The organism is Streptomyces sp. NRRL F-4489 (assembly GCF_001509485.1).
Taxonomy (GTDB): Bacteria; Actinomycetota; Actinomycetes; order Streptomycetales; family Streptomycetaceae; genus Streptomyces.
Window position 1 is genome coordinate 1 of record NZ_LLZI01000009.1, and the last position, 19048, is coordinate 19048.

A 19048-nucleotide genomic window follows, 5' to 3' on the forward strand; every position below is an offset into this window, starting at 1 on the left:
GGGTACGCCCGGGCGCAGGCGGCCCTGCTGTACGGGATGGCGTTCGTCCTCCTGGTGGAGACGGTCGGGGTGGGCGTGCTGCTGCGGGACATGCCGACCGCGCACGCGGTGACGCTGGTGGCGGACGTCTACACGGTGCTGATGGTGCTGGGGGCCCAGGCGGCGGCGGTGACCCGGCCGCATGTCCTGACCGCGGACACCCTTCTGCTGCGCGCCGGGGCCGGGGCGGAACTGCGGATTCCGCTGCGGCTGGTCGGCTCGGCTCGGTACGACCTGCGGAGCGGGGGCTCGGACGGCGGCGGTGCGGGGGCCGGCTCCGGCGGCGGGGGCGGCGGTGTGCTGCAGATGGCTGTGGCGGGGCAGACGACGGTCACGGTGGAGCTGGTCGAGCCGGTGGTTGCGGTACGGCTGCTGGGCCGCCGGGAGATGGTCCGGACGGTTCGCTTCCATGCGGACGACGCCCGGGGCGCGGTGACGGCCATACGGGCGGCGGTGGCGGCCGCAGGGGAGGCAGTGGCGGCCGCAGGGGAGGCGCAGCCCGTTGCGGACGTACCGGAATACGCCCAGGGCCCCCGGCCCCATACGGGCCCGTGATAACCGGCCCCAACCCCCCCCACCCCCCCCCCCCCCCCCCCTCAAGCCACCGTGAAGCGCACCCGCCCCTCGGCCGGGTCGGCGGAGGTGAGGCGGATGGTGATGTGGTGGCCGAGGGGGAGCGGTGGGGCGTCGGGGTCGGGGGTGAGGGTGGCGGTGACGGGGGGTTCGGTGAGGTGGACGGTGGGGCGGGTGGGGTCGTCGGGGTCGTGGTCGATGACCAGGGCCTCGAAGGTCTCGCCGACGCGGTCGCGGAGCAGGGCGGCGGCGACGAGGTCGAGGCAGGCGCGTTCGACCTCGTGGGCGCGGCGGGCGCCGGCCGCCATGTCGTCCGGGAGGGCGGGCAGCGCGGCGCGCACCCAGCCCGGCGGGGTGCGGCCGGCCGCGGCGGCCAGGCACAGCTCGGAGGTGTAGCGGTCGACGAGCCGCCGCAGCGGCGCGGTGGCGTGCGCGTACGGGGCGGCCACCGCGGCGTGCACGGCGGCGGAGGCGGGCGGGGCGGTGCCGTCGAAGACGGTGTAGCCGGCGTCGCTGAGCAGGGTGGTGCACTCCTGGAGGAACGCGGCGTGGCCGGGCCGGCGCGGGTCCAGGCCGCGGATCAGCGCGGCGTACGAGGTGTGGTGCGGCCAGTCGACGCCGAGGGCCTCGGCGGTGCGGCGGAGGCGGGCGACGGAGCCGGGCGGGGGATGCGGCTCGGTGGGGGCGGCCTGCGGGCCGGTACGAGCCTGCGGGTCGGTGGGGCGGTGCGGGTCGGTGGGGGCAGGTGACTGGTCGGCAGGGGTTCGGTGCTCCGGGTCCGCGGAGGCCGCGTGCCCTGCCTCCGGCTCGTCCCCACGCGCCGCCTCCGCCCCCGCCTCCGCCCCCGCCCCCGTAGGACCGCCATCCCCGGCCCCCCGTCCCGGAGGCGGCGGCAGCGTCCGGAGGATCCCGGTGCCGGCCGCGAGCATCAGCCGGGCCGCGGCCATACCGGTGAGGAGGGAGATCTGGGCGTGCCAGGCGGCGGCCGGGAGGGGGGCGCGGTAGGTGAGGGTGTAGCGGCCGCCGCGTTCGGCGATGACCTGCTCGGGGGCGGTGAGGGAGACCGCGCCGCGGGCCGTCTCCAGTTCCTCGCGGCGCAGCCCGATCTCCTGGAGGAGGACGAGCGGTTCCTCGGCGGTGCCGTCGTCCAGGACCCGCTGGACGCCCGGATGGTCCAGGCGGGCGCGGGAGCGGACCAGGGCGCGGCGGACGGCGGTGCTGGTCAGCGCGCCGTCCGCGTCGAGATCGAGCTGCCACAGGACGGCCGGGCGGTCGCGGTCGGGCAGCAGGGCGGCGGCGCCCTCGCCCAGTACCGGCGGGTACAGCGGGACGCGTTCGTCGGGGAAGCAGAGGGTCGTCACCCGGTGGTGCGCGTCGGCGTCCAGGGCGCCGCCCGGGGTGACGAACGAGGCGATGTCGGCGGTCGCGTAGTACACGCGGTAGCCGCCACCGGGGCGGCGGGCGAGGAACATCGCCCGGTCCAGGTCGGCCGCGCCGGCCGGCGCGAGGGTGAAGAGCGGCAGGTCGGTGGCGTCGTCCAGGGCGTGCTCCGTGTGCACCTCCCCGTCGCCGGCCGGGATGCGCGGGGCGCGGGCGGCGCTCTCCGCCTCGGCCTGGGCGGTGTACGGGAAGTGGTCCGGGACCTCCAGCCGCCCGCGCAGATCGTGCAGAGCGGCCCGCAGGGGGCCTTCCGCTGCGTCGGTCACGCGTATGTGGCGACGGGGCATGGCATCGAGCGTAGGACGGCGGGCCGCTCCCGGCGCGGCGTACGGGGGCCGGGCGGGGGCCGGCCGGGTCCCGGAGGGCTTCTAAGCTTTCGGCGGGGCCGCACCCCCGCCGTACCGCCGCGAAGGAGAAACACCGTGCTCGTGCTGTTGCCGCCGTCCGAGGGGAAGGCCGCGGGAGGGACCGGCGCGCCGCTGGACCTGGGAACGCTGTCGCTGCCGGGGCTGACCGAGGCCCGGGCGGAGGTCCTGGCCGAGCTGGTCGGGCTGTGCGCGGGCGATCCGGAGAAGGCCCGCGAGGTGCTGGGGATCGGCGAGGGCCTGAAGGGCGAGGTGGCCAAGAACGCGGGCCTGCGCACCGCCGGCACCCGCCCGGCCGGCGAGATCTACACCGGGGTGCTCTACGACGCCCTCGGGCCGGCGTCCCTGGACGCGGCGGCCCGGGAGCGGGCCGGGCGGTCGCTGCTGGTGTTCTCGGGGCTGTGGGGCGCCGTGCGGATCGGCGACCGCATCCCGTCGTACCGCTGCTCGATGGGGGTGAAGCTGCCGGGCCTGGGCGCGCTGGGCGCGTACTGGCGCGGGCCGATGGCGGAGGTGATGCCGGCGGCGGCCGGGGACGGGCTGGTGCTGGACCTGCGGTCTGCGGCGTACGCGGCGGCGTGGAAGCCGAAGGGCGAGGTGGCCGGGCGGACCGCGACGGTGCGGGTGCTCCAGTCGAAGATCGTGGACGGGGTGGAGAAGCGGTCGGTGGTCAGCCACTTCAACAAGGCGACCAAGGGGCGGCTGGTGCGCGACCTGCTGACCGCGGGGCTGGAACCGGCCGGTCCGGCGGAGCTGGTGGACGCGCTGCGCGGGCTCGGTTACGCGGTCGAGGCGCAGGCCCCGGCGAAGGGCGGCAAGCCGTGGGCGCTGGATGTGATCGTCACGGAGTTGTGAGCCCGGGGGTCAGTCGGGCTGCCATCGCGGGTCCCGTTGCAGCATGCGCAACGAGCGTTGCAGTGAGTAGCGCCGCGCTCCAGTATGGGCGGCGTGACTGACGCCGCCCCCGTTACCCACTCCCCCGCGCCCCGCGCTCCCTCGGTGCTCGACCTCGCGCCCGTCATCCCGGTGGTCGTCCTCCAGGACGCGGCCGACGCCGTTCCGCTCGCCCGCGCGCTGGTCGCCGGCGGGCTTCCGGCGATCGAGGTGACCCTGCGCACGCCCGCCGCGCTGGACGCCATCCGGGCCATCGCCGCCGAGGTGCCGGAGGCGGTGGTCGGCGCCGGGACGCTGCGGACGCCGGGGCAGGTCGCGGCGGCCTCGGCGGCGGGGGCGCGGTTCCTGGTGAGTCCGGGGTGGTCGCCGCGGCTGCTGGGCGCGCTGCGGGACGCGGGCCTGCCGTTCCTGCCGGGCGTCTCCACGGTCTCCGAGGTGGTGACGCTGCTGGACGAGGGCGTGAACGAGCTGAAGTTCTTCCCGGCGGAGGCGGCCGGCGGCACCGCCTATCTGAAGGCGATGGCCGGACCGCTGCCGCAGGCCCGCTTCTGCCCGACCGGCGGTATCGGCCCCGGGACGGCCCCCGCCTACCTGGCGCTGCCCAACGTCGGCTGCGTCGGCGGCACCTGGATGCTGCCGGACGACGCGCTGGCCGCCAAGGACTGGCCGCGGATCACCCAACTGGCCCGGCGGGCAGCCGAGTTGCGCACCTGACGCCAGGCCACCGCCCGTACGGCACGCACACCCCCGACCGCCGCCACCGCCCCGTACGACATACGACAGCGGCCCGTACGAATACGACAACGGCCCGGCACACCCCCGTCAGGCAGGTGTACCGGGCCGCGTCCGAGCGCAGCAGCCGCCCTCAGCTCACCGCAAATGCGACGTATCGTTCAGCAGCCGCAGCGACGCGTTGCCGTCCGCGTAGTACGCCACCGCCGACAGCGACGCCGCCGACAGCTCCATCCGGAACAGCGACTCCGGCGGGGCGCCGAGCGCCAGGCGGACCAGCGTCTTGATGGGCGTGACGTGCGTGACCACGAGGACGGTCCGGCCGCTGTAACGGGCGATCAGCTTGTCGCGGGCCACCGCCACCCGGCGGGCGACCGCGGCGAAGGACTCGCCGCCCCCGGTGGGCGCCGCCTTGGCCGAGCGCAGCCAGGCGTCGAGGTCGTCGGGGAAGCGTTCGCGCACCTCGGCGAAGGTCAGGCCCTCCCAGGCGCCGAAGTCGGTCTCGCGCAGCCCCTCCTCGACGCGGACGTCGAGGCCGAGCCGGTCGGCGATCGCCCCGGCGGTCTCCCGGCAGCGCAGCAGCGGGGAGCTGACCACGGCCTGGACGGTGCCGCGCGCGGCGAGCGCGGCGGCGGTCGCCTCGGCCTGGCGGCGGCCGACCGGGGAGAGCGCCGGGTCGGTGCCGCCGCTGCCGGAGAACCGCTTCTCCGGAGTGAGCGCGGTCTCGCCGTGCCGGAGCAGGACGAACGTCGCCGGGGTGCCGAGGTCGGGCGCGCCCCAGCCGGCCGGCGGCGCGGCGGACACGGTCTCGGCGGGTGCCTCCTCCGCGGCCTCGGCGGCGGCGTCGGCGGCCCGGGCCGCGGCGCTGCGGGCGGGCGCCGCGGTGGCCCCGGCGGCCGGTGCGGCCAGCGCCGCCCGGGAGTCCCGCGGCTCCCACTGCTTGCCGTTCTTGCCGGCGTCCATGGCCTCGTTGGCGAGCCGGTCGGCGTGCTTGTTCCGGGAGCGGGGGATCCACTCGTACGAGACCTGGCCGGCCGGGAAGACCGCGCGGGCCTCGGCGGCCAGCGGCTTCATGTCCGGGTGCTTGATCTGCCAGCGGCCGGACATCTGCTCCACGACGAGCTTGGAGTCCATCCGCACCCGGACGACCGCCTCCGGGTCCAGGGCGTGCGCGGCGCGCAGCCCGGCCACCAGGCCCTTGTACTCGGCGACGTTGTTGGTGGCCTTGCCGATGTACTCGGCGGCCTCGGCCAGCGCCTCGCCGCTGACCGGGTCGAGCACCACCGCGCCGTAGCCGGCCGGCCCCGGATTGCCCCGGGAGCCGCCGTCGGCCTCGACGATCAGCTCACGCGCCATGGCCTACAGCCCCGAGTCGGGCGTGCGGACCAGGATCCGGCCGCAGTTCTCGCAGCGGACGACGGCGTCGGCGGCGGCCGCCCGGACGTCGTTGACCTCGGTGATGTTCAGCTCCAGGCGGCAGCCCTCGCAGCGGCGCTGGTAGAGGCGGGCGGCGCCGACCCCGCCCGACTTGGCGCGGATCCGGTCGTAGAGCGTGACGAGGGCCTCGGGGAGGTCGGCGACGGTCAGGTCGCGCTCCTTGGTGACCGTGGCGGCCTCGGCGTCGATCTCGGCGAAGGCGGCGTCCCGGCGGGCGGCGGCGTCATCGGCCTTGGCCTGGATGGCCGCGACCCGCTCGGTCAGCTCGCGGACCCGCTCCTGGGCGGCCTCGCGGCGCTCCATGACCTCCAGGACGACGTCCTCGAGGTCGGCCTGGCGCTTGGCCAGCGAGGCCAGTTCGCGCTGGAGGTTCTCCAGGTCCTTGGGGGAGCTGACGGCGCCGGAGTCCAGGCGCTTCTGGTCGCGGGCGGCGCGCTGGCGGACCTGGTCGACGTCCTGCTCCGCCTTGGTCTGCTCGCGGCTGGTGTCGCTCTCCTCGGTCTGGGCGGCGACGAGCAGATCGCGCTGCTGGGTGAGGTCGGCCTCCAGGGTCTGCAGCTCGTCCAGCTCGGGGAGGTTGTTGCGGCGGTGCGCGAGCTGGGTGAGCCGGACGTCGAGGTTCTGGACGTCCAGGAGGCGGATCTGGTCGGCGGGCGCGGCGTTCAGCGGGGGGCTCCTGTGGTGTTCGTGGTGTCGGGGGTGGGCGGGGCGGACGCCGCGTGGGCGGTCCAGGGGTCGGTGACCGTACGGGAGACGTGCGTGCGCAGTCCCCAGCCGTGCCGGTCGGAGACCGCGTCGAGCTGGGCCGCGGCCTGCTCGCACCACGGCCATTCGGTGGCCCAGTGGGCCGCGTCCAGCAGCGCCAGCGGGCTGTGCTGGACGGCCTCGGAGGCCGGGTGGTGACGCAGGTCGGCGGTGAGGAACGCGTCCACACCGGCCGCCCGTACGTCGTCGAAGAGGCTGTCGCCGGAGCCGCCGGAGACCGCCAGGGTGCGGATCTCGCGGTCCGGGTCGCCGGCCGCCCGGACGCCCTGCGCGGTGGCGGGCAGGCGGGCGGCGGCGTACGCGGTGAGCTCGGCGAGCGTCATCGGGTGCGGGAGTTCGCAGATCCGGCCCAGGCCGCGGCGGCCGGCCGGATCGGTCGGGTCCGGCACCAGGGGCCGCAGGACCCGCAGGTCCAGGGCGCCGGCCAGGGCGTCGGAGACGCCGGGGTCGGCGGTGTCGGCGTTGGTGTGCGCGACATGCAGGGCGATGTCGTGCTTGATGAGGGTGTGCACCACCTTGCCCTTGAAGGTGGACGCCGCGACCGTGGTCGTCCCGCGCAGATAGAGCGGGTGGTGGGTGACGAGGAGGTCGGCGCCGAGCCGGACCGCCTCGTCAACGGTCTCCTGGACCGGGTCGACGGCGAACAGCACCCGGCTGACCTCGGCCCCGGGGTCGCCGCAGACGGTGCCGACGGCGTCCCATCCTTCGGCCCGCTCGGGGGGCCAGAGGACGTCGAGCGCGGCGAGGACTTCAGACAGTGCGGGCACGGGGGAAGGTTACCCCTCCGCCGCACCCGCGTGCCGGGCCGCGGTCGCCACCGGGGCCCGGGGGCTGCCGCCTCTCCCGTTACGGGACGAGGAAGCCGCGCAGATCGTCCAGGACCTTGTCGGCCGCGGTGACGCCGAGGCCGAGGTACCAGGTCTCGTCGTCGACGTTCTTGGCGTGGCCGGCCTTGACGGCCTTGAGGTTCTTCCAGAGCGGGTTCTGCTCGGCGGTGTCGCGCTTGGTGGACTTCGGGTCGCCGTAGACGCCGGTGAAGATCCAGTCGGCGTCGGCCTGGCCGATGTTCTCCGGGCTGACCTCGACGGCGAGGTCGTCGGCCTGCTGGTTGTGCGGGCGCGGCAGGCCGACGTCCTTGAGGAGGGTGCCGATGAACGAGCGCTGGGCGTAGAGGCGGGTGAACTGCGGCATGTAGCGCAGCATCGTCACCGTCGGCTTCTTCGGGCCGATGTCGTCGCCGAGCTTCTTGGCCTTGGCCTCGTAGGCGGCCAGTGCGCTCTTGGCCTCCGCGGTCTTGTCCAGCGCGGCGGCGTTGAGCAGGTAGTTCTGCTTCCAGGTGAAGCCGGGGCGGATCGAGAAGACGGTCGGGGCGATCTGGCTGAGCTGGCGGTACTGCTTCTCGGCGCGCAGCTTGCTGCCCAGGATGAGGTCGGGCTTGAGGGCGTTGACGGCCTCCAGGTTGAGCCCGTTGATCGTGCCGACGCTCTTGGGGTGGCCGGCCTTGGCGGCGAGGTAGTCCGGGAGCGCGGCGTCGCCCTCGGTGGGCGCGTAGCCGACCGGCTTGATGCCGAGCGAGACGACGTTGTCCAGTTCACCGACGTCGAGGACGACCACGCGCCTGGGGGCGGACTTGAGGGTGGTGGTGCCCATCGCGTGCCGGACGGTGCGCGGGAACTGCCCCGGCGCGGCGCCGGTGCCCATCTTCGCGGTCTCGTCGGCGGCCGTGCCGAAGTCCTTGCCGCCCTGGGCGACGGACTTCGAGCCCGCGCCGCGGTCGCCGCCGCCGTCCGCACCGGAGGAGCCGCAGTCGGTGAGCGCGAGGGCGCCGGCGGCGGCGAGGGCCAGGGCCGCGGCGGCGCCGCGGAGGCGAAGGGGCATCGGTCACTCCAGTCGTACGGGCGCCGGCGGACGGCACGCGGAACGGCGCGGCGGTACGGGGAGCACCCCGGCCCGCCAGCAACTTAGGTCACCCTAACTTTACGCATCCTTGAATCGCCCAGCACACCCACCCCTCCCCCGACCGGCGAACCGGACAACCGCCACCCTTATGCGTGAAGACCCGCAACTGCCGTTGATCGGCCGGAAGTGCGAAAACTAACGTTCCGTCACTGGAGGTGGCACCCGATGACGATCTGTGCCGATCACCGTGCCGGTGAGCACACCGCGGCCGCGCACGGCCCGCACCCCGCGGCGCTGACGCTGGCCGCCGACGGCTCGTACGCCGCCCGGCTCACCCGGCACGGCGACGCCGCCGGGAGCTGGTATCCGGAGCGCTGGACGATCGGCGGCCCGGAGCCGTACGCGGTCCCGCTGGCCGGCTGCCAGCCCGAGGAGCCGGACAGCGGGGTGCTGCCGCTCGCGGACGGCCGCGTGGTGCTGGTCCGCCGGGTCGCCGACCGCTTCACCGTCTCCCTGCTCTCCCCCACCGGGCCCGGCACCCGGGAGGAGCTGCTGGGCGCGGTGGTGGCGGACGCGCTGACGCTGCTGCCGCCCGCCCCGGGCGGGCTGCTGGCCTACGCGCTGGCGCCCGCCGGCCCGGAGGCCACCGGGCTGTGGCTGGTGCACGGCGGCACCAACGGGCCCGAGCGGGTCGCGGTGGTGCCGGGCCGGTGCGCCGGCGGCGTCTGGCTGGACCACGGCGGGCGGCTGCTGGCGCTGGACCGGGAGCTGGGCGGCCGCACCAAGACGGTGCTGGTCGATCTGGCGCGCGGCGGCGAGATCAGCCCCCTGCTCCAGATCACCGAGGACAGCGAGGACCGGCTGCTGCTCGCCGATCCGGACAGCGGACTGCTGCTCGTCCGCTCGAACGCGCCCGGCCACGACCGGCTGGGCTGGGGCGTCCTGGGGAGCGCGCGGCCGGTGCGCTTCCCGGAGTCCCTGCGCGCGCCCGATATGGCGGTGGTGCCGTTCGCGGTCCAGCCGGGGCGGGGGCGGCCGGCGGAGCACTGCGCGGTGGCGTTCCGGCTGGAGGGGCCGGGCGGGACGCGGCTGGGCGTGTGGCGGCCGGCGGACCGGCGGCTCGCGCAGTTCCCGGCCCCGGACGGCTGGCTGGCGGGCAGCGGCCGGTGGACGCCGGAGGGGGAGCTGCTGCTGCCGTACGCGACGGCGGCGGTGCCGTGCGGGGTGGCGCGGATGGCCATACCGCTGGGGGCGGTGGCGGAGGGGGGGGGTCCGGGGGCGGCTTCCGGTACGGGACCGGGGGCGGGTGCGGCTACGGGGGCAGGCCCGGTGGACGGCTCGGCGCACGCCCCAGGGATCGGCCGTGCAACTCACGCTCCTGGCGCGGGAATTGTCCCGGAAGCGGGCGAAAACGCCGCCCCATCCGTCCCCTCCGCACCACCGAATTCCCCCGGCGCGGAACCGTTCGGCTCCCCCGCGCATCCCCGTTTGTGCAGGCCGGTGCCCCTGCAACAGGCGCCGCTCGCGGCCCGGTAGGCGCGGTGGAGCGCGGAAAACCACCCCGTTAGAATTCCGGGCGGGGGCTGTGCAGCCGGTTGACCCGGCCACGACGGCACCGCACGGGCCATGCCCCGGCGGGAGCCGGGGAGGTCCCGACGCGTACAGCTGCAAGCGATCCGACGGAGTGACTCTTTCCATGTCCGAAGCCCGAACCGACACGACCCAGGCGCGCCCCCAGGCGGCAGCCGCCCAGGCCGAGGCCGCAGGCTCCGGCAGGCACCGCGGTCCGGCCGCCGCCGCCGAGCAGACGCAGGAAGCGGCGCACGGGCGGCACCGCAGGGACCAGCAGGCCCGGACCGCCTGAGCGCGGCCCGGGAGGGCAACGGCCGCGGCCGCCGCCTCGCGTATGCGGGCGGCGGCCGCGGCCGTTCGCGCGTCCGGGCGGCCGCGCGCCCCGGGGGCGTCAGCCGTGCTTGAGCCCCAGCACCTCGGGCGCCGCGAAGGTCTCCCCGGCCGGGCGGGCGGCGTAGTACGGAGTGAGCAGGCCGTCCAGCTCCTCGTAGGTGAAGAAGTCCTTGGCGGTGTCGAACTGGGCGCCTATACGGGGCCGTTCGGCGATCGCCACCATGCCGCCGTGGACGACGAGCAGCTGGCCGGTGATCCGGGCGGCGGCCGGTGAGGCGAGGTAGCCGACCAGCGGGGCGACGTGCTCGGGCGCGAGCGGGTCGGGCCGGCCGTCCCCGGGGGCAGCGAAGCCGGCGAAGACGTCCTCGGTCATGCGGGTGCGGGCGCGCGGGCAGATGGCGTTGGCGGTCACGCCGTACTTGCCGAGCGCCAGCGCGGTGGACGTCGTCAGGCCGACGATGCCGCCCTTGGCCGCGGCGTAGTTGGGCTGGCCCGCCGAACCGGCCAGGAACGCCTCGGAGGAGGTGTTGACGATCCGGCCGTGCACCGGGGCGCCGGTCTCCTTGGCGCGGTCCCGCCAGTGGGCCGACGCGAAGTGCGTGGTGTTGAAATGGCCTTTGAGGTGGACCCGGATGACCGAGTCCCACTCGTCCTCCGTCATGGAGAACACCATCCGGTCCCGCAGGATTCCCGCGTTGTTGACCAGGATGTCCAGCCGGCCGTACGTATCGATGGCCAACTGGACAAGCTCTCCGGCCTGTTGGTGGTCGGCGACGTCGCCGGTGTGGACGGTGGCCCGGCCGCCGGCCGCGCGGATCGCCTCGGCGGTCTCCTCGGCGGGCGCGGACGAGGCCGTACCGGACCCGTCCCGTCCGGTCTGACCGAAGTCGTTGACGACGACCCGGGCGCCGAGGCGGGCGAGTTCCAGGGCCTCGGCGCGGCCCAGACCGCGTCCGGCACCGGTGACGATCGCGGTCAGGCCCTCCAGTGGCTGTGCCATGCGTGTCCTCTCCTGGTGCTGACCCGTGGGGGTGCTGTCCCCTGGGGTGCGGTGGCGTGGCGTTCTCCCCGGGGCGGGCGTCAGATCTCGATGCAGGTGCGCAGGGCGGTGCCCGAACGCATCTGGTCCAGCGCGTCGTTGATGCCGTCGAGCCGGACCCGGTGGGTGATCAGCCCTTCGAGGTCGATCCGGCCGGCCCGCCACAGGGCGATCGCCCGCTCGTAGGAGCGCAGCACGTCCGCGCCCCCGTAGAGCGACGGCAGGATCCGCTTCTCGTCGAAGAACAGCTCGAACATGTTGACCTGGAAGGTGTCGTCCATCGCGCCCGCGCCGACCACGCAGAGCGTGCCGCCGCGCCGGGTGGTCTCGTAGGCGGTGCGGGCGGTGGCTGACTTGCCGACGACCTCGAAGACGTAGTCGAAGCCCTCGCCCCCGGTGATCCGGGCCTTGGCGTCGGCGAGTTCCTCCGGGGCGACGGCCTCGGTGGCGCCGAAGCGGAGGGCGGCCTCGCGGCGGGCCGCCACCGGGTCGACGGCGACGATCTGGGCCGCGCCGCAGGCCCGCGCCCCCTGGATGACGGAGATGCCGACGCCGCCGCAGCCGATCACCGCCACCGAGGACGCGGCCTCGACCCTGGCGGTGTTCAGAGCGGCGCCGAGCCCGGTGGTGACGCCGCAGCCGATCAGCGCGGCGATCTCGTAGGGCACGTCGTCGGGGATCGGGACGGCGCAGTTGGCGGCGACCACGACCTCCTCGGCGAAGGTGCCGGTCCCGGCGAAGCCGAAGACATCGCCGCCGGGGCGCTGGAAGTTGGGCGTACCGGCGTTCATGAACCCGGCCAGGCACAGGTGGGTCTGGCCGCGCTTGCAGGACGGGCAGCTGCCGCAGGCGGGCAGCCAGCACATCAGCACCCGGTCGCCCGGGGAGAGGCCGGTGACCCCGTCGCCGACGTCGAGGATCTCCCCGGCGCCCTCGTGCCCGGGGACGAACGGCGCGGGCTGCGGCAGGACCCCGCTCATCGCGGAGAGGTCGGAGTGGCACAGCCCGGTGGCCCGGATGCGGATCCGGACCCGGCCGGGCCCGAACCCGACCGCCTCGACGTCGTCGAGCACCTCCAGCGTGTCCCGTCCCGTCTCGTGCTGTACGGCTGCGCGCATGGCTACGGCTCCTTTTCGCGGATTCGGCGGCACAAGGGAACGCATGGCGGTGCGGGGTGGTGTGGGGTGGTGCGGTGGTTCTCGGTGGCGGCGTGGGGTGGGGCCATGGGGAGCGCGGGCCGCCGCCGCGCTACCGGTACGTCACGCTGGTGTCCGCCAGTACCGGCGCGTCGTCCCGGTCGGCGGCGGTGACGGAGAGCACCAGCCGGCCGCCGCCCGCCCCGGCCGGCTCCTGGCCGTTCTCCCCCGCCGGCTCGTCCCGCCAGATCCGGATCCGCAGCGTCTCCCCCGGGAACACCACCCCGGCGAACCGCGCCGTGAACTCCCGCACCCGCGCCACGTCCCCGCCGAGCGCGGTGTCCACCGCCGCCTTGAGCGCCACCCCGTAGGAGCACAGCCCGTGCAGGATCGGCCGGTCGAAGCCGGCGAGCTTGGCGAACTCCGGGTCGGCGTGCAGCGGGTTCCAGTCGCCGGAGAGCCGGTAGAGCAGCGCCTGGTCCGGGCGGATGCGGCGTTCGGTGGTCAGGTCGGGGGCGCGGTCCGGGAGGTCGCCGCGGACCGAGGGGCCGCGTTCGCCGCCGAAGCCGCCCTCGCCGCGGACGAAGATCTGGGTGTCGCAGGTCCACAACGGGCCCTCGTCGTCGGCGACTTCGGAGCGCAGCACGATGACGGCCGCCTTTCCCTTGTCGTAGACGGCGGGGACGGTGGAGGTCTGGGTGGCGCGGCCGCGCACCGGGAGGGGCCGGTGCACGGTGACGGTCTGCCCGCCGTGCAGGACGGCGGCGAGGTCCACGTCGATCCCGGGGGCGGAGAGGCCGCCGGCCAGCGCCATGCCGCCGCCGGCGACGGTGGCGAAGCTGGGCAGGACGTGCAGCGCGCTCTCCAGGGTGTAGCGGAGTTCGTCCGGGTCGGTGGCGGCGTGCGGTGCCTCCGGGGTGGGGGCGCCGGCCCCGATACCGAGGTGGTAGAGCTGGACGTCCTTGTGGTCCCAGGCGAGTTCGGTGGTCCGCGGCTCGGCGGAGGTGGCCTTGGCGGCGTCGATGGGCATGGGGCTGCTGGCTCCTTCACCACGGTGTGAGACCCCGGCCCGGCCGTCCGCACCGTCGGCCGCGCCGGGGTCGTATCGGGTCGGCGGGGCGCGTCGCGCGGCCGGCGTCCGGCCGCGCACTTCTAGAACGCGTTCTAGCCGATGGGAGTCATGTATAGCCGATGCGCGCCGCACCCGGAAGACCCCTGACGGTACGTCAGAAACTGCGGGCCGGGCCTCGCTCCCGGTTACCGCCCGCGTGGCCGCCGCTCCCCTTCCACTCCCCCGCCCCGCCGAACATGACATTTGTCATGGAAAACGGCTCACAAGCGTCTCTGCCGCGCGGCGGCCACGCTCCGTAACGTTTGCACTGTCGCGGCGGACCGGCCGGCGCGGCGCACGGATCCGGCGGACGCCGCCGGCCCAACGGGGAGGTCGTCATGGCAGGCACGGCGGGGACGGGGACGGTGCGGGCACCGTCGAGAGCGCCGGAGGCGGGGCGCGCGGGCGCCGCGGTGGAGTTCCGCGGCGTCACCCGGAGTTACGGCGCGGTGCGGGCGGTGGACGGGCTGACGCTCCGTATCGCCCCCGGCGAGACCGTCGCCCTCCTGGGGCGGAACGGCGCGGGCAAGTCCACCACCCTCTCCCTGCTGCTGGGCCTGCTGCCGCCCACGGACGGGGCGGTGCGGCTGTTCGGCGGCCCGCCGGAGGCCGCGGTGCGGGCCGGCCGGGTCGGCGCGATGCTCCAGGACGGCCGGCCCGTGCCCCGGGTCACCGTCCGCGAACTGGTCGGCTTCGTGGCCGCCGCCTACCCCCGCCCGATGGCGGTCGGCGAGGCGCTGGAGCTGGCCGGGCTCGGCGAGCTGGGCGGGCGGCGGATCGACCGGCTCTCCGGCGGCCAGGCGCAGCGGGTCCGCTTCGCGGTCGCGCTGGCCGGCAACCCCGAGCTGCTGGTGCTGGACGAGCCCACGGCCGCGCTGGACGTCGAGGCCCGCCGCGCCTTCTGGGACGCGGTGCGCGGCTACGCCCGCCGCGGCAACACCGTCCTGTTCTCCACCCACTACCTCACCGAGGCGGACGAGTTCGCCGACCGCATCGTGGTCATCGACCGCGGCCGGGTGGCCGCCGACGGCAGCGGCGCGGAGCTGCGGCGGCGGGCCGGCGGCGCCCTGGTCTCCCTGGACCTCGCCGGCGCGCCCACCGAACCGCTCGCCGGGCTGCCCGGGGTGAGCGCGGTGGAGATCCGCGGCGACCGCGCCCTGCTGCGCACCGCCGACTCCGACGCCACCGTCCGCGCCCTGGCCCGCCTCGATCTGATCCGCGGCCTCCAGGTCGCCCCCGCCGGGTTGGAGGACGCCTTCCTCGCCCTGACGACCCCCGCGTCCGCCCCCGACTCCGGCTCCGTCCACCCCGGCGCCCCGGCCGTGAAGGAGACCGTGTGATGTTCGGCTACGCCCGTCTGGAAATCCGCCGCGCGCTGCGCGACAAGAGCTATCTGATCTTCGGTATCGGGATGCCGGTGCTGATGTACCTCCTGTTCACCCGCCTCGGCGCCGGCCCGGACGCGGCGGAGTGGAAGGTCTCCGCCATGGTCGGCCTGGCCGCGTACGGCGCGCTGGGCGCGGCGCTCGGGTCCGGCAACGGCGTCGCCGAGGACAAGAGCCTGGGCTGGCTGCGGCAGCTGCGGATCATCCCGCTCAGCCCCGGCCAGGTGATCGCCGGCCGGGTGCTGACCAGCGCGGTGACGGTCCTGCCGGCCATCGGAGCCGTCCTCGCGGCCGGCGCGGTGGTCAACGGCGTCCGGCTGGCCGCCTGGCAGTGGGCCGCGCTGGTCGCGCTGCTGTGGCTGGGCACCGCCCCGTTCACCCTGCTCGGCCTGGGCAACGGCTACCGCCTCTCCTCGCAAGCCACCGGACTGGCCAACACCGGCTGCATGCTGCTGCTCTCCGTCATAGGCGGCCTGTGGTTCCCGGTCGCCGCGTTCCCCGGCTGGCTGCGCGCGGTCTCCTCCTGGACGCCCGCCAACCGCTTCGCCGAGCTGGGCCTGAGCGTCACCCACGGCGGGGCGCCGGCGCCGGCCACGGTGGCGGTGCTGGCCGGCTGGCTGGCAGTCTTCGGCGGTTACGCGGCGTACGCCTACCGGCGGGCCGCGCGGACGGTGTGAGGCACGATGCACCCAGCGGCGGCGACCGGCCCGGCCGGCGAAACGGAACGGCACACGGCCGGGGCGGTCGGCGCGGTCGGCGCGGTCGGCGCGGTCGGCGCGGTCGGCGCAACGGAACGGCAGAGCACGGTGAACGGCGGGATGCGGATGGCATGGCGGTACAAGCGGGGCCCGGCGCCCGGCGGCGCGGCGAACGGGCGGTGCGGGGGCGCGGAGGCCGCCGAGCGGGTGGGGAAGGGCCCCAACCGCTACACCTTCCTGCCCTGGCTGCTCATGGGGACCGGCGCGTTCTCCCATACCCTCCAGGGCAAGGCCGGCAACACCTGGCTGGCCGGCGCGCACCTCGTGGCCTTCACCGCCCTGTACGTCACCGTGGTGTTCACCGCCTTCAGCCCCCGGCTGCGCGACACCCGCGTCCCGCTGTACGGGCTCGCCGCGCTGACCGCCGTCACCCTGGCCGGGGCGCTCGGCTTCGGCGGTGAGTGGTTCGTGTTCTTCCCCCTGCTGTCGCTGGCGTCCGGCACGGTACGGGCGCTGCGCGGCAAACGGCTCGGTGTCTGGCTGATCGCGCTCAGCGGCGGGGCCGGGGTGCTCTCCGGCTGGCACGGCGACGGCCCGTGGGGCTCGTTCGGCATCGGCTACGGCACGTTCCTGTCCGGTATGGTCACGGCCACCGTCCTCAGCCTCTTCGACACCATCCACGAACTCCGCGCCACCCGGCAGGAGCTGGCCCGCAGCGCCGTGGAGCAGGAGCGTCTGCGGTTCTCCCGCGATCTGCACGACCTGCTCGGCCACACGCTGTCCGTGGTGGTGGTCAAGGCCGAGGCGGTCCGCCGGCTGGCGCCGCGCGACCTGGACGCGGCGCTGGGGCAGGCCGCCGACATCGAGGCGGTCGGCCGGCAGGCGCTGACGGAGATACGCGAGGCGGTCAGCGGCTACCGCGAGGGCAGTCTGGCGACCGAGCTGGACCGGGCGCGTTCGGCGCTGGACGGGGCCGGTATCGAGCCGGTGGTGCGCCGGTCCGGGCCGCCGCTGCCGCCGCAGGCCGAGGCGCTGCTGGGCTGGGTGGTGCGCGAGGGCGTCACCAACACCGTCCGGCACAGCGGCGCCACCCGCTGCGAGATCGAGGTCCGGGCCGACGGCGACCGGGCGCGGCTGACGATCACCGACGACGGCCGGGGTCCCGTAAGCTCCGGTGCGGCCCGCGCGGGCGGTGCCGCCGCGCCGCCCGGCACGGCCATCGGCCCGGTCGGCGGTACGGGCCTGACGGGGCTGACCGAGCGGCTGGCCGCGGCAGGCGGCACGCTGCGCCACGGCCCCGGCGGCCGGCGCGGCTTCCGCGTCACCGCCGAACTCCCGGTGGGCGCGGGCGAACTGGCGGACGCGGTGGAAGCGGAGGAAGGGGCCCGGTGATCAGGCTGCTGCTGGCCGAGGACCAGCGGATGATGATGGGCGCGCTGGCCCTGCTGCTCGACCTGGAGGCGGACATGGAGGTGGTGGCGCAGGTCCCGGCCGGGGACCGGATCGTCGCCGCCGCCCTGGAGACCCGCCCCGACGTCGCGCTGCTGGACATCGAACTCCCCGGCCGCAGCGGGCTGGACGCCGCAGCGGACCTGCGCGAGCAGCTGCCGGAGTGCAAGGTGCTGATCGTGACGACGTTCGGGCGGCCGGGCTATCTGCGGCGCGCCATGGAGGCCGGGGCGTCCGGCTTCCTGGTCAAGGACGGCCCGGTGGAGGATCTGGCGGCGGCGATCCGGCGGGTGCTGGCCGGGGAGCGGGTGATCGACCCCGGGCTGGCCGCCGCGGCGCTGAGCGCCGGGCCGAATCCGCTGACCCCGCGCGAACGGGACGTGCTCACCGCCGCCGTGGACGGCGCGACGGTCGCCGACATCGCCGCCCGGCTCAGCCTCTCCCAGGCCACCGTCCGCAACTACCTCTCGGCCGCCATCGGCAAGACCGGCACCCGCAACCGCATGGAAGCCGTCCGCGCGGCCCGCCGCAACGGCTGGCTGTAGCGGGACGGGCGCGGGGCGGCGGGCGGACACGGGGGTGCCGCCCGCCGCCCCGCACCGCTCAGCCCTGCCCGGCCCCGGCGCGTCGGCGCGGCAGCGCGACGAGCATCAGCACGATGCTGCTGACCAGCACCATCGCCCCGACCAGAAAGGCCGTCCCGTACCCGGCGGCCAGCGCCACCCGGCCGTGGCCTCCGCCCCCGGCGACCCGGGCGGCGGCGACGGTGGAGAGCACCGACAGGCCGAGCGCCCCGCCCATCTGGCGCGAGGTGTTGATCAGCCCGGAGACCAGTCCCTGGTCGGCCGGGTCGGCGCCGGAGGTGGCGATGGCGGCGACCGGCGTCGCGGTCAGTCCGGCGCCCAGCGCCATCAGGATGCCCGGCCCCAGGAGCGTTCCGAGATACGTCCCGTCGGCGGTCAGCGTGGACTGCCACGCCATCCCGGCCAGGGAGATCACCGCGCCGCCGACCGCCAGCGGCTTGGCGCCCAGGCGGTGCATCAGCCGGGGCGCGGCCTTCGAGCCGAGCACGATGCACAGCGAGTGCGGGAGGAAGGACAGCCCGGCCTGCAGCGGCGTGTAGGAGAGCACGTTCTGCATATAGAGGGAGAGGAAGTACCACATCGAGAACATCGCGGCGCCGGCCAGCACCATCGCCGCGTTCGCCGAGGAGACCGACCGCAGCCGGAACAGTCCGAGCGGCATCAGCGGCGCCCTGGTCCGCGCCTCGACGGCGATGAAGCCGGCCACCACCAGGAGCCCGGCGGCCAGCGGCAGCAGCGCCGCCGCCGACAGCCAGCCGTGCGTCTCGGTCTGCACGATGCCGTACGCGACGAGGCCCAGCCCGCCGGTCACCAGCAGCGCGCCGGGGACGTCCAGCCGGCGCGCGGCGCCCTGCCGGCTCTCGCTGAGCCAGCGGGCCGCGCCGGCCAGCACCAGCGCGCCGACCGGCACATTGATCAGCAGCACCCACCGCCAGGACAGGAATTCGGTGAGCACCCCGCCGACCAGGCCGCCCACCGCTCCGCCGCCCGCGCCGACCGCCGTCCACGTGGCGATGGCCCGCGTCCGGGCCGGGCCGGTCGGGAACGACGTGGTCAGGATGGTCAGGGTGGCCGGGGAGAGCACCGCGGCGCCCACGCCCTGGACGGTGCGGGCGGCGATCAGCTGCCACGGCTGCTGGGCGAGTCCGCCGGCCAGGCTCGCGACGGTGAACAGCGCCAGGCCCACGACGAAGATCCGCTTCCGGCCGAAGAGGTCCGCGGCCCGGCCGCCGAGCAGCATGAAGCCGGCGAACGTGATCACATACGCGTTGACGATCCACTGGAGGCCGAGCTCGGACAGGTGCAGTCCGGAGCGCATCGCGGGCAGCGCCACGTTCACCACGGAGACGTCCAGGACGACCAGGAACTGACCGGCGCAGACCAGCAGCATCACCAGCCAGGCCGGTGCGGGCGTCCGGCGCGCGGTCGCGGACAGCGTGGAGGAGGTGGCTATCGGGGGCATGCGGTCCATGCTCGCATCGCACACTCACCTGCCGCATCGGGATATCGGTGCATCCAACATCCACTTCGGTCCTAGTCCGGAAGACGGAGACGGAACGGAACGGGGTGCGGGGGGTGTGGGGGTGGTGCCGTAGGG

18 protein-coding genes are annotated in these 19048 nt (G+C 75.5%); 9 read left to right on the forward strand and 9 right to left on the reverse strand.

What is annotated here, in order from left to right; translation table 11 throughout:
• Positions 1-594: hypothetical protein (locus tag ADL22_RS02225; RefSeq protein WP_066973223.1), on the forward strand; the 594-nt coding region annotated here is incomplete at its 5' end.
• A 41-nt stretch (positions 595-635) separates the two neighbouring features.
• On the opposite strand, the gene ADL22_RS33470 is transcribed toward ADL22_RS02225, so the two are convergent.
• Entirely contained in the window at positions 636-2339 is a 1704-nt protein-coding gene (locus tag ADL22_RS33470) for an RNB domain-containing ribonuclease (RefSeq protein ID WP_234430505.1), read from the reverse strand.
• A gap of 135 nt (positions 2340-2474) precedes the next feature.
• Here ADL22_RS33470 and yaaA point away from each other — a divergent pair, with 135 nt between their 5' ends.
• Complete coding sequence (gene yaaA, locus ADL22_RS02240; protein WP_066973225.1) at positions 2475-3272, forward strand: peroxide stress protein YaaA; 798 nt, start codon at positions 2475-2477, stop codon at positions 3270-3272.
• A gap of 84 nt (positions 3273-3356) precedes the next feature.
• Positions 3357-4025, forward strand: coding sequence for a bifunctional 4-hydroxy-2-oxoglutarate aldolase/2-dehydro-3-deoxy-phosphogluconate aldolase (gene eda / locus ADL22_RS02245; RefSeq protein ID WP_066973227.1), 669 nt, complete (start codon positions 3357-3359; stop codon positions 4023-4025).
• A gap of 156 nt (positions 4026-4181) precedes the next feature.
• Here eda and ADL22_RS02250 read toward each other — a convergent pair whose 3' ends face one another.
• From ADL22_RS02250 to ADL22_RS02265, 4 genes are all read right to left on the reverse strand, one after another.
• A complete protein-coding gene (locus tag ADL22_RS02250) occupies positions 4182-5399 on the reverse strand; it encodes a bifunctional RNase H/acid phosphatase (protein ID WP_066973229.1) in 1218 nt (405 codons plus the stop codon).
• Positions 5400-5402: 3 nt separating this feature from the next.
• Complete coding sequence (locus tag ADL22_RS02255; RefSeq protein WP_199836193.1) at positions 5403-6146, reverse strand: zinc ribbon domain-containing protein; 744 nt, start codon at positions 6144-6146, stop codon at positions 5403-5405.
• A complete protein-coding gene (locus ADL22_RS02260) occupies positions 6143-7012 on the reverse strand; it encodes a Nif3-like dinuclear metal center hexameric protein (RefSeq protein ID WP_066973231.1) in 870 nt (289 codons plus the stop codon). Before ADL22_RS02260 ends, ADL22_RS02255 begins: the two co-directional genes overlap by 4 nt.
• Before the next feature lie 79 nt (positions 7013-7091).
• Positions 7092-8123, reverse strand: coding sequence for an ABC transporter substrate-binding protein (locus ADL22_RS02265; protein WP_066973233.1), 1032 nt, complete (start codon positions 8121-8123; stop codon positions 7092-7094).
• Between the two features lie 246 nt (positions 8124-8369).
• Here ADL22_RS02265 and ADL22_RS02270 point away from each other — a divergent pair, with 246 nt between their 5' ends.
• Both ADL22_RS02270 and ADL22_RS35625 read left to right on the forward strand, forming a co-directional pair.
• Positions 8370-9680, forward strand: a complete 1311-nt coding sequence (locus ADL22_RS02270; RefSeq protein ID WP_066973235.1) for a hypothetical protein — start codon at positions 8370-8372, stop codon at positions 9678-9680.
• 160 nt (positions 9681-9840) lie between these two features.
• Entirely contained in the window at positions 9841-10008 is a 168-nt protein-coding gene (locus ADL22_RS35625; RefSeq protein ID WP_199836192.1) for a hypothetical protein, read from the forward strand.
• A 99-nt stretch (positions 10009-10107) separates the two neighbouring features.
• Here the strand turns inward: ADL22_RS35625 and ADL22_RS02275 are convergent, their stop codons facing one another.
• The 3 genes from ADL22_RS02275 to ADL22_RS02285 all read right to left on the reverse strand — a co-directional run bounded on the left by ADL22_RS02275 (position 10108) and on the right by ADL22_RS02285 (position 13254).
• Positions 10108-11049 carry a 3-oxoacyl-ACP reductase gene (locus ADL22_RS02275; protein WP_066973237.1) on the reverse strand — a complete coding sequence of 314 codons (942 nt, stop codon included), beginning with the start codon at positions 11047-11049 and terminating at the stop codon, positions 10108-10110.
• An 80-nt stretch (positions 11050-11129) separates the two neighbouring features.
• Entirely contained in the window at positions 11130-12206 is a 1077-nt protein-coding gene (locus tag ADL22_RS02280; RefSeq protein ID WP_066973238.1) for a Zn-dependent alcohol dehydrogenase, read from the reverse strand.
• A gap of 130 nt (positions 12207-12336) precedes the next feature.
• Positions 12337-13254: a MaoC/PaaZ C-terminal domain-containing protein gene (locus ADL22_RS02285; RefSeq protein WP_066973240.1), complete on the reverse strand. Its 918-nt coding sequence runs from the start codon at positions 13252-13254 to the stop codon at positions 12337-12339.
• 494 nt (positions 13255-13748) lie between these two features.
• On the opposite strand from ADL22_RS02285, the gene ADL22_RS02290 reads away from it, so the two are divergent.
• The 4 genes from ADL22_RS02290 to ADL22_RS02305 all read left to right on the forward strand — a co-directional run bounded on the left by ADL22_RS02290 (position 13749) and on the right by ADL22_RS02305 (position 17412).
• Complete coding sequence (locus ADL22_RS02290) at positions 13749-14675, forward strand: ABC transporter ATP-binding protein (RefSeq protein WP_066973242.1); 927 nt, start codon at positions 13749-13751, stop codon at positions 14673-14675.
• Entirely contained in the window at positions 14675-15397 is a 723-nt protein-coding gene (locus tag ADL22_RS02295) for an ABC transporter permease (protein WP_066973244.1), read from the forward strand. The genes ADL22_RS02290 and ADL22_RS02295 overlap by 1 nt, the downstream gene beginning before the upstream one ends.
• 141 nt (positions 15398-15538) lie before the next feature.
• Positions 15539-16810, forward strand: coding sequence for a sensor histidine kinase (locus ADL22_RS02300; protein WP_107116207.1), 1272 nt, complete (start codon positions 15539-15541; stop codon positions 16808-16810).
• Positions 16807-17412: a response regulator transcription factor gene (locus ADL22_RS02305; RefSeq protein WP_066973246.1), complete on the forward strand. Its 606-nt coding sequence runs from the start codon at positions 16807-16809 to the stop codon at positions 17410-17412. Before ADL22_RS02300 ends, ADL22_RS02305 begins: the two co-directional genes overlap by 4 nt.
• A gap of 58 nt (positions 17413-17470) precedes the next feature.
• Here the strand turns inward: ADL22_RS02305 and ADL22_RS02310 are convergent, their stop codons facing one another.
• On the reverse strand, positions 17471-18922 hold the full coding sequence (locus tag ADL22_RS02310; RefSeq protein WP_066973248.1) for an MFS transporter: 1452 nt from the start codon (positions 18920-18922) through the stop codon (positions 17471-17473).
• Positions 18923-19048 lie beyond the last annotated feature (126 nt).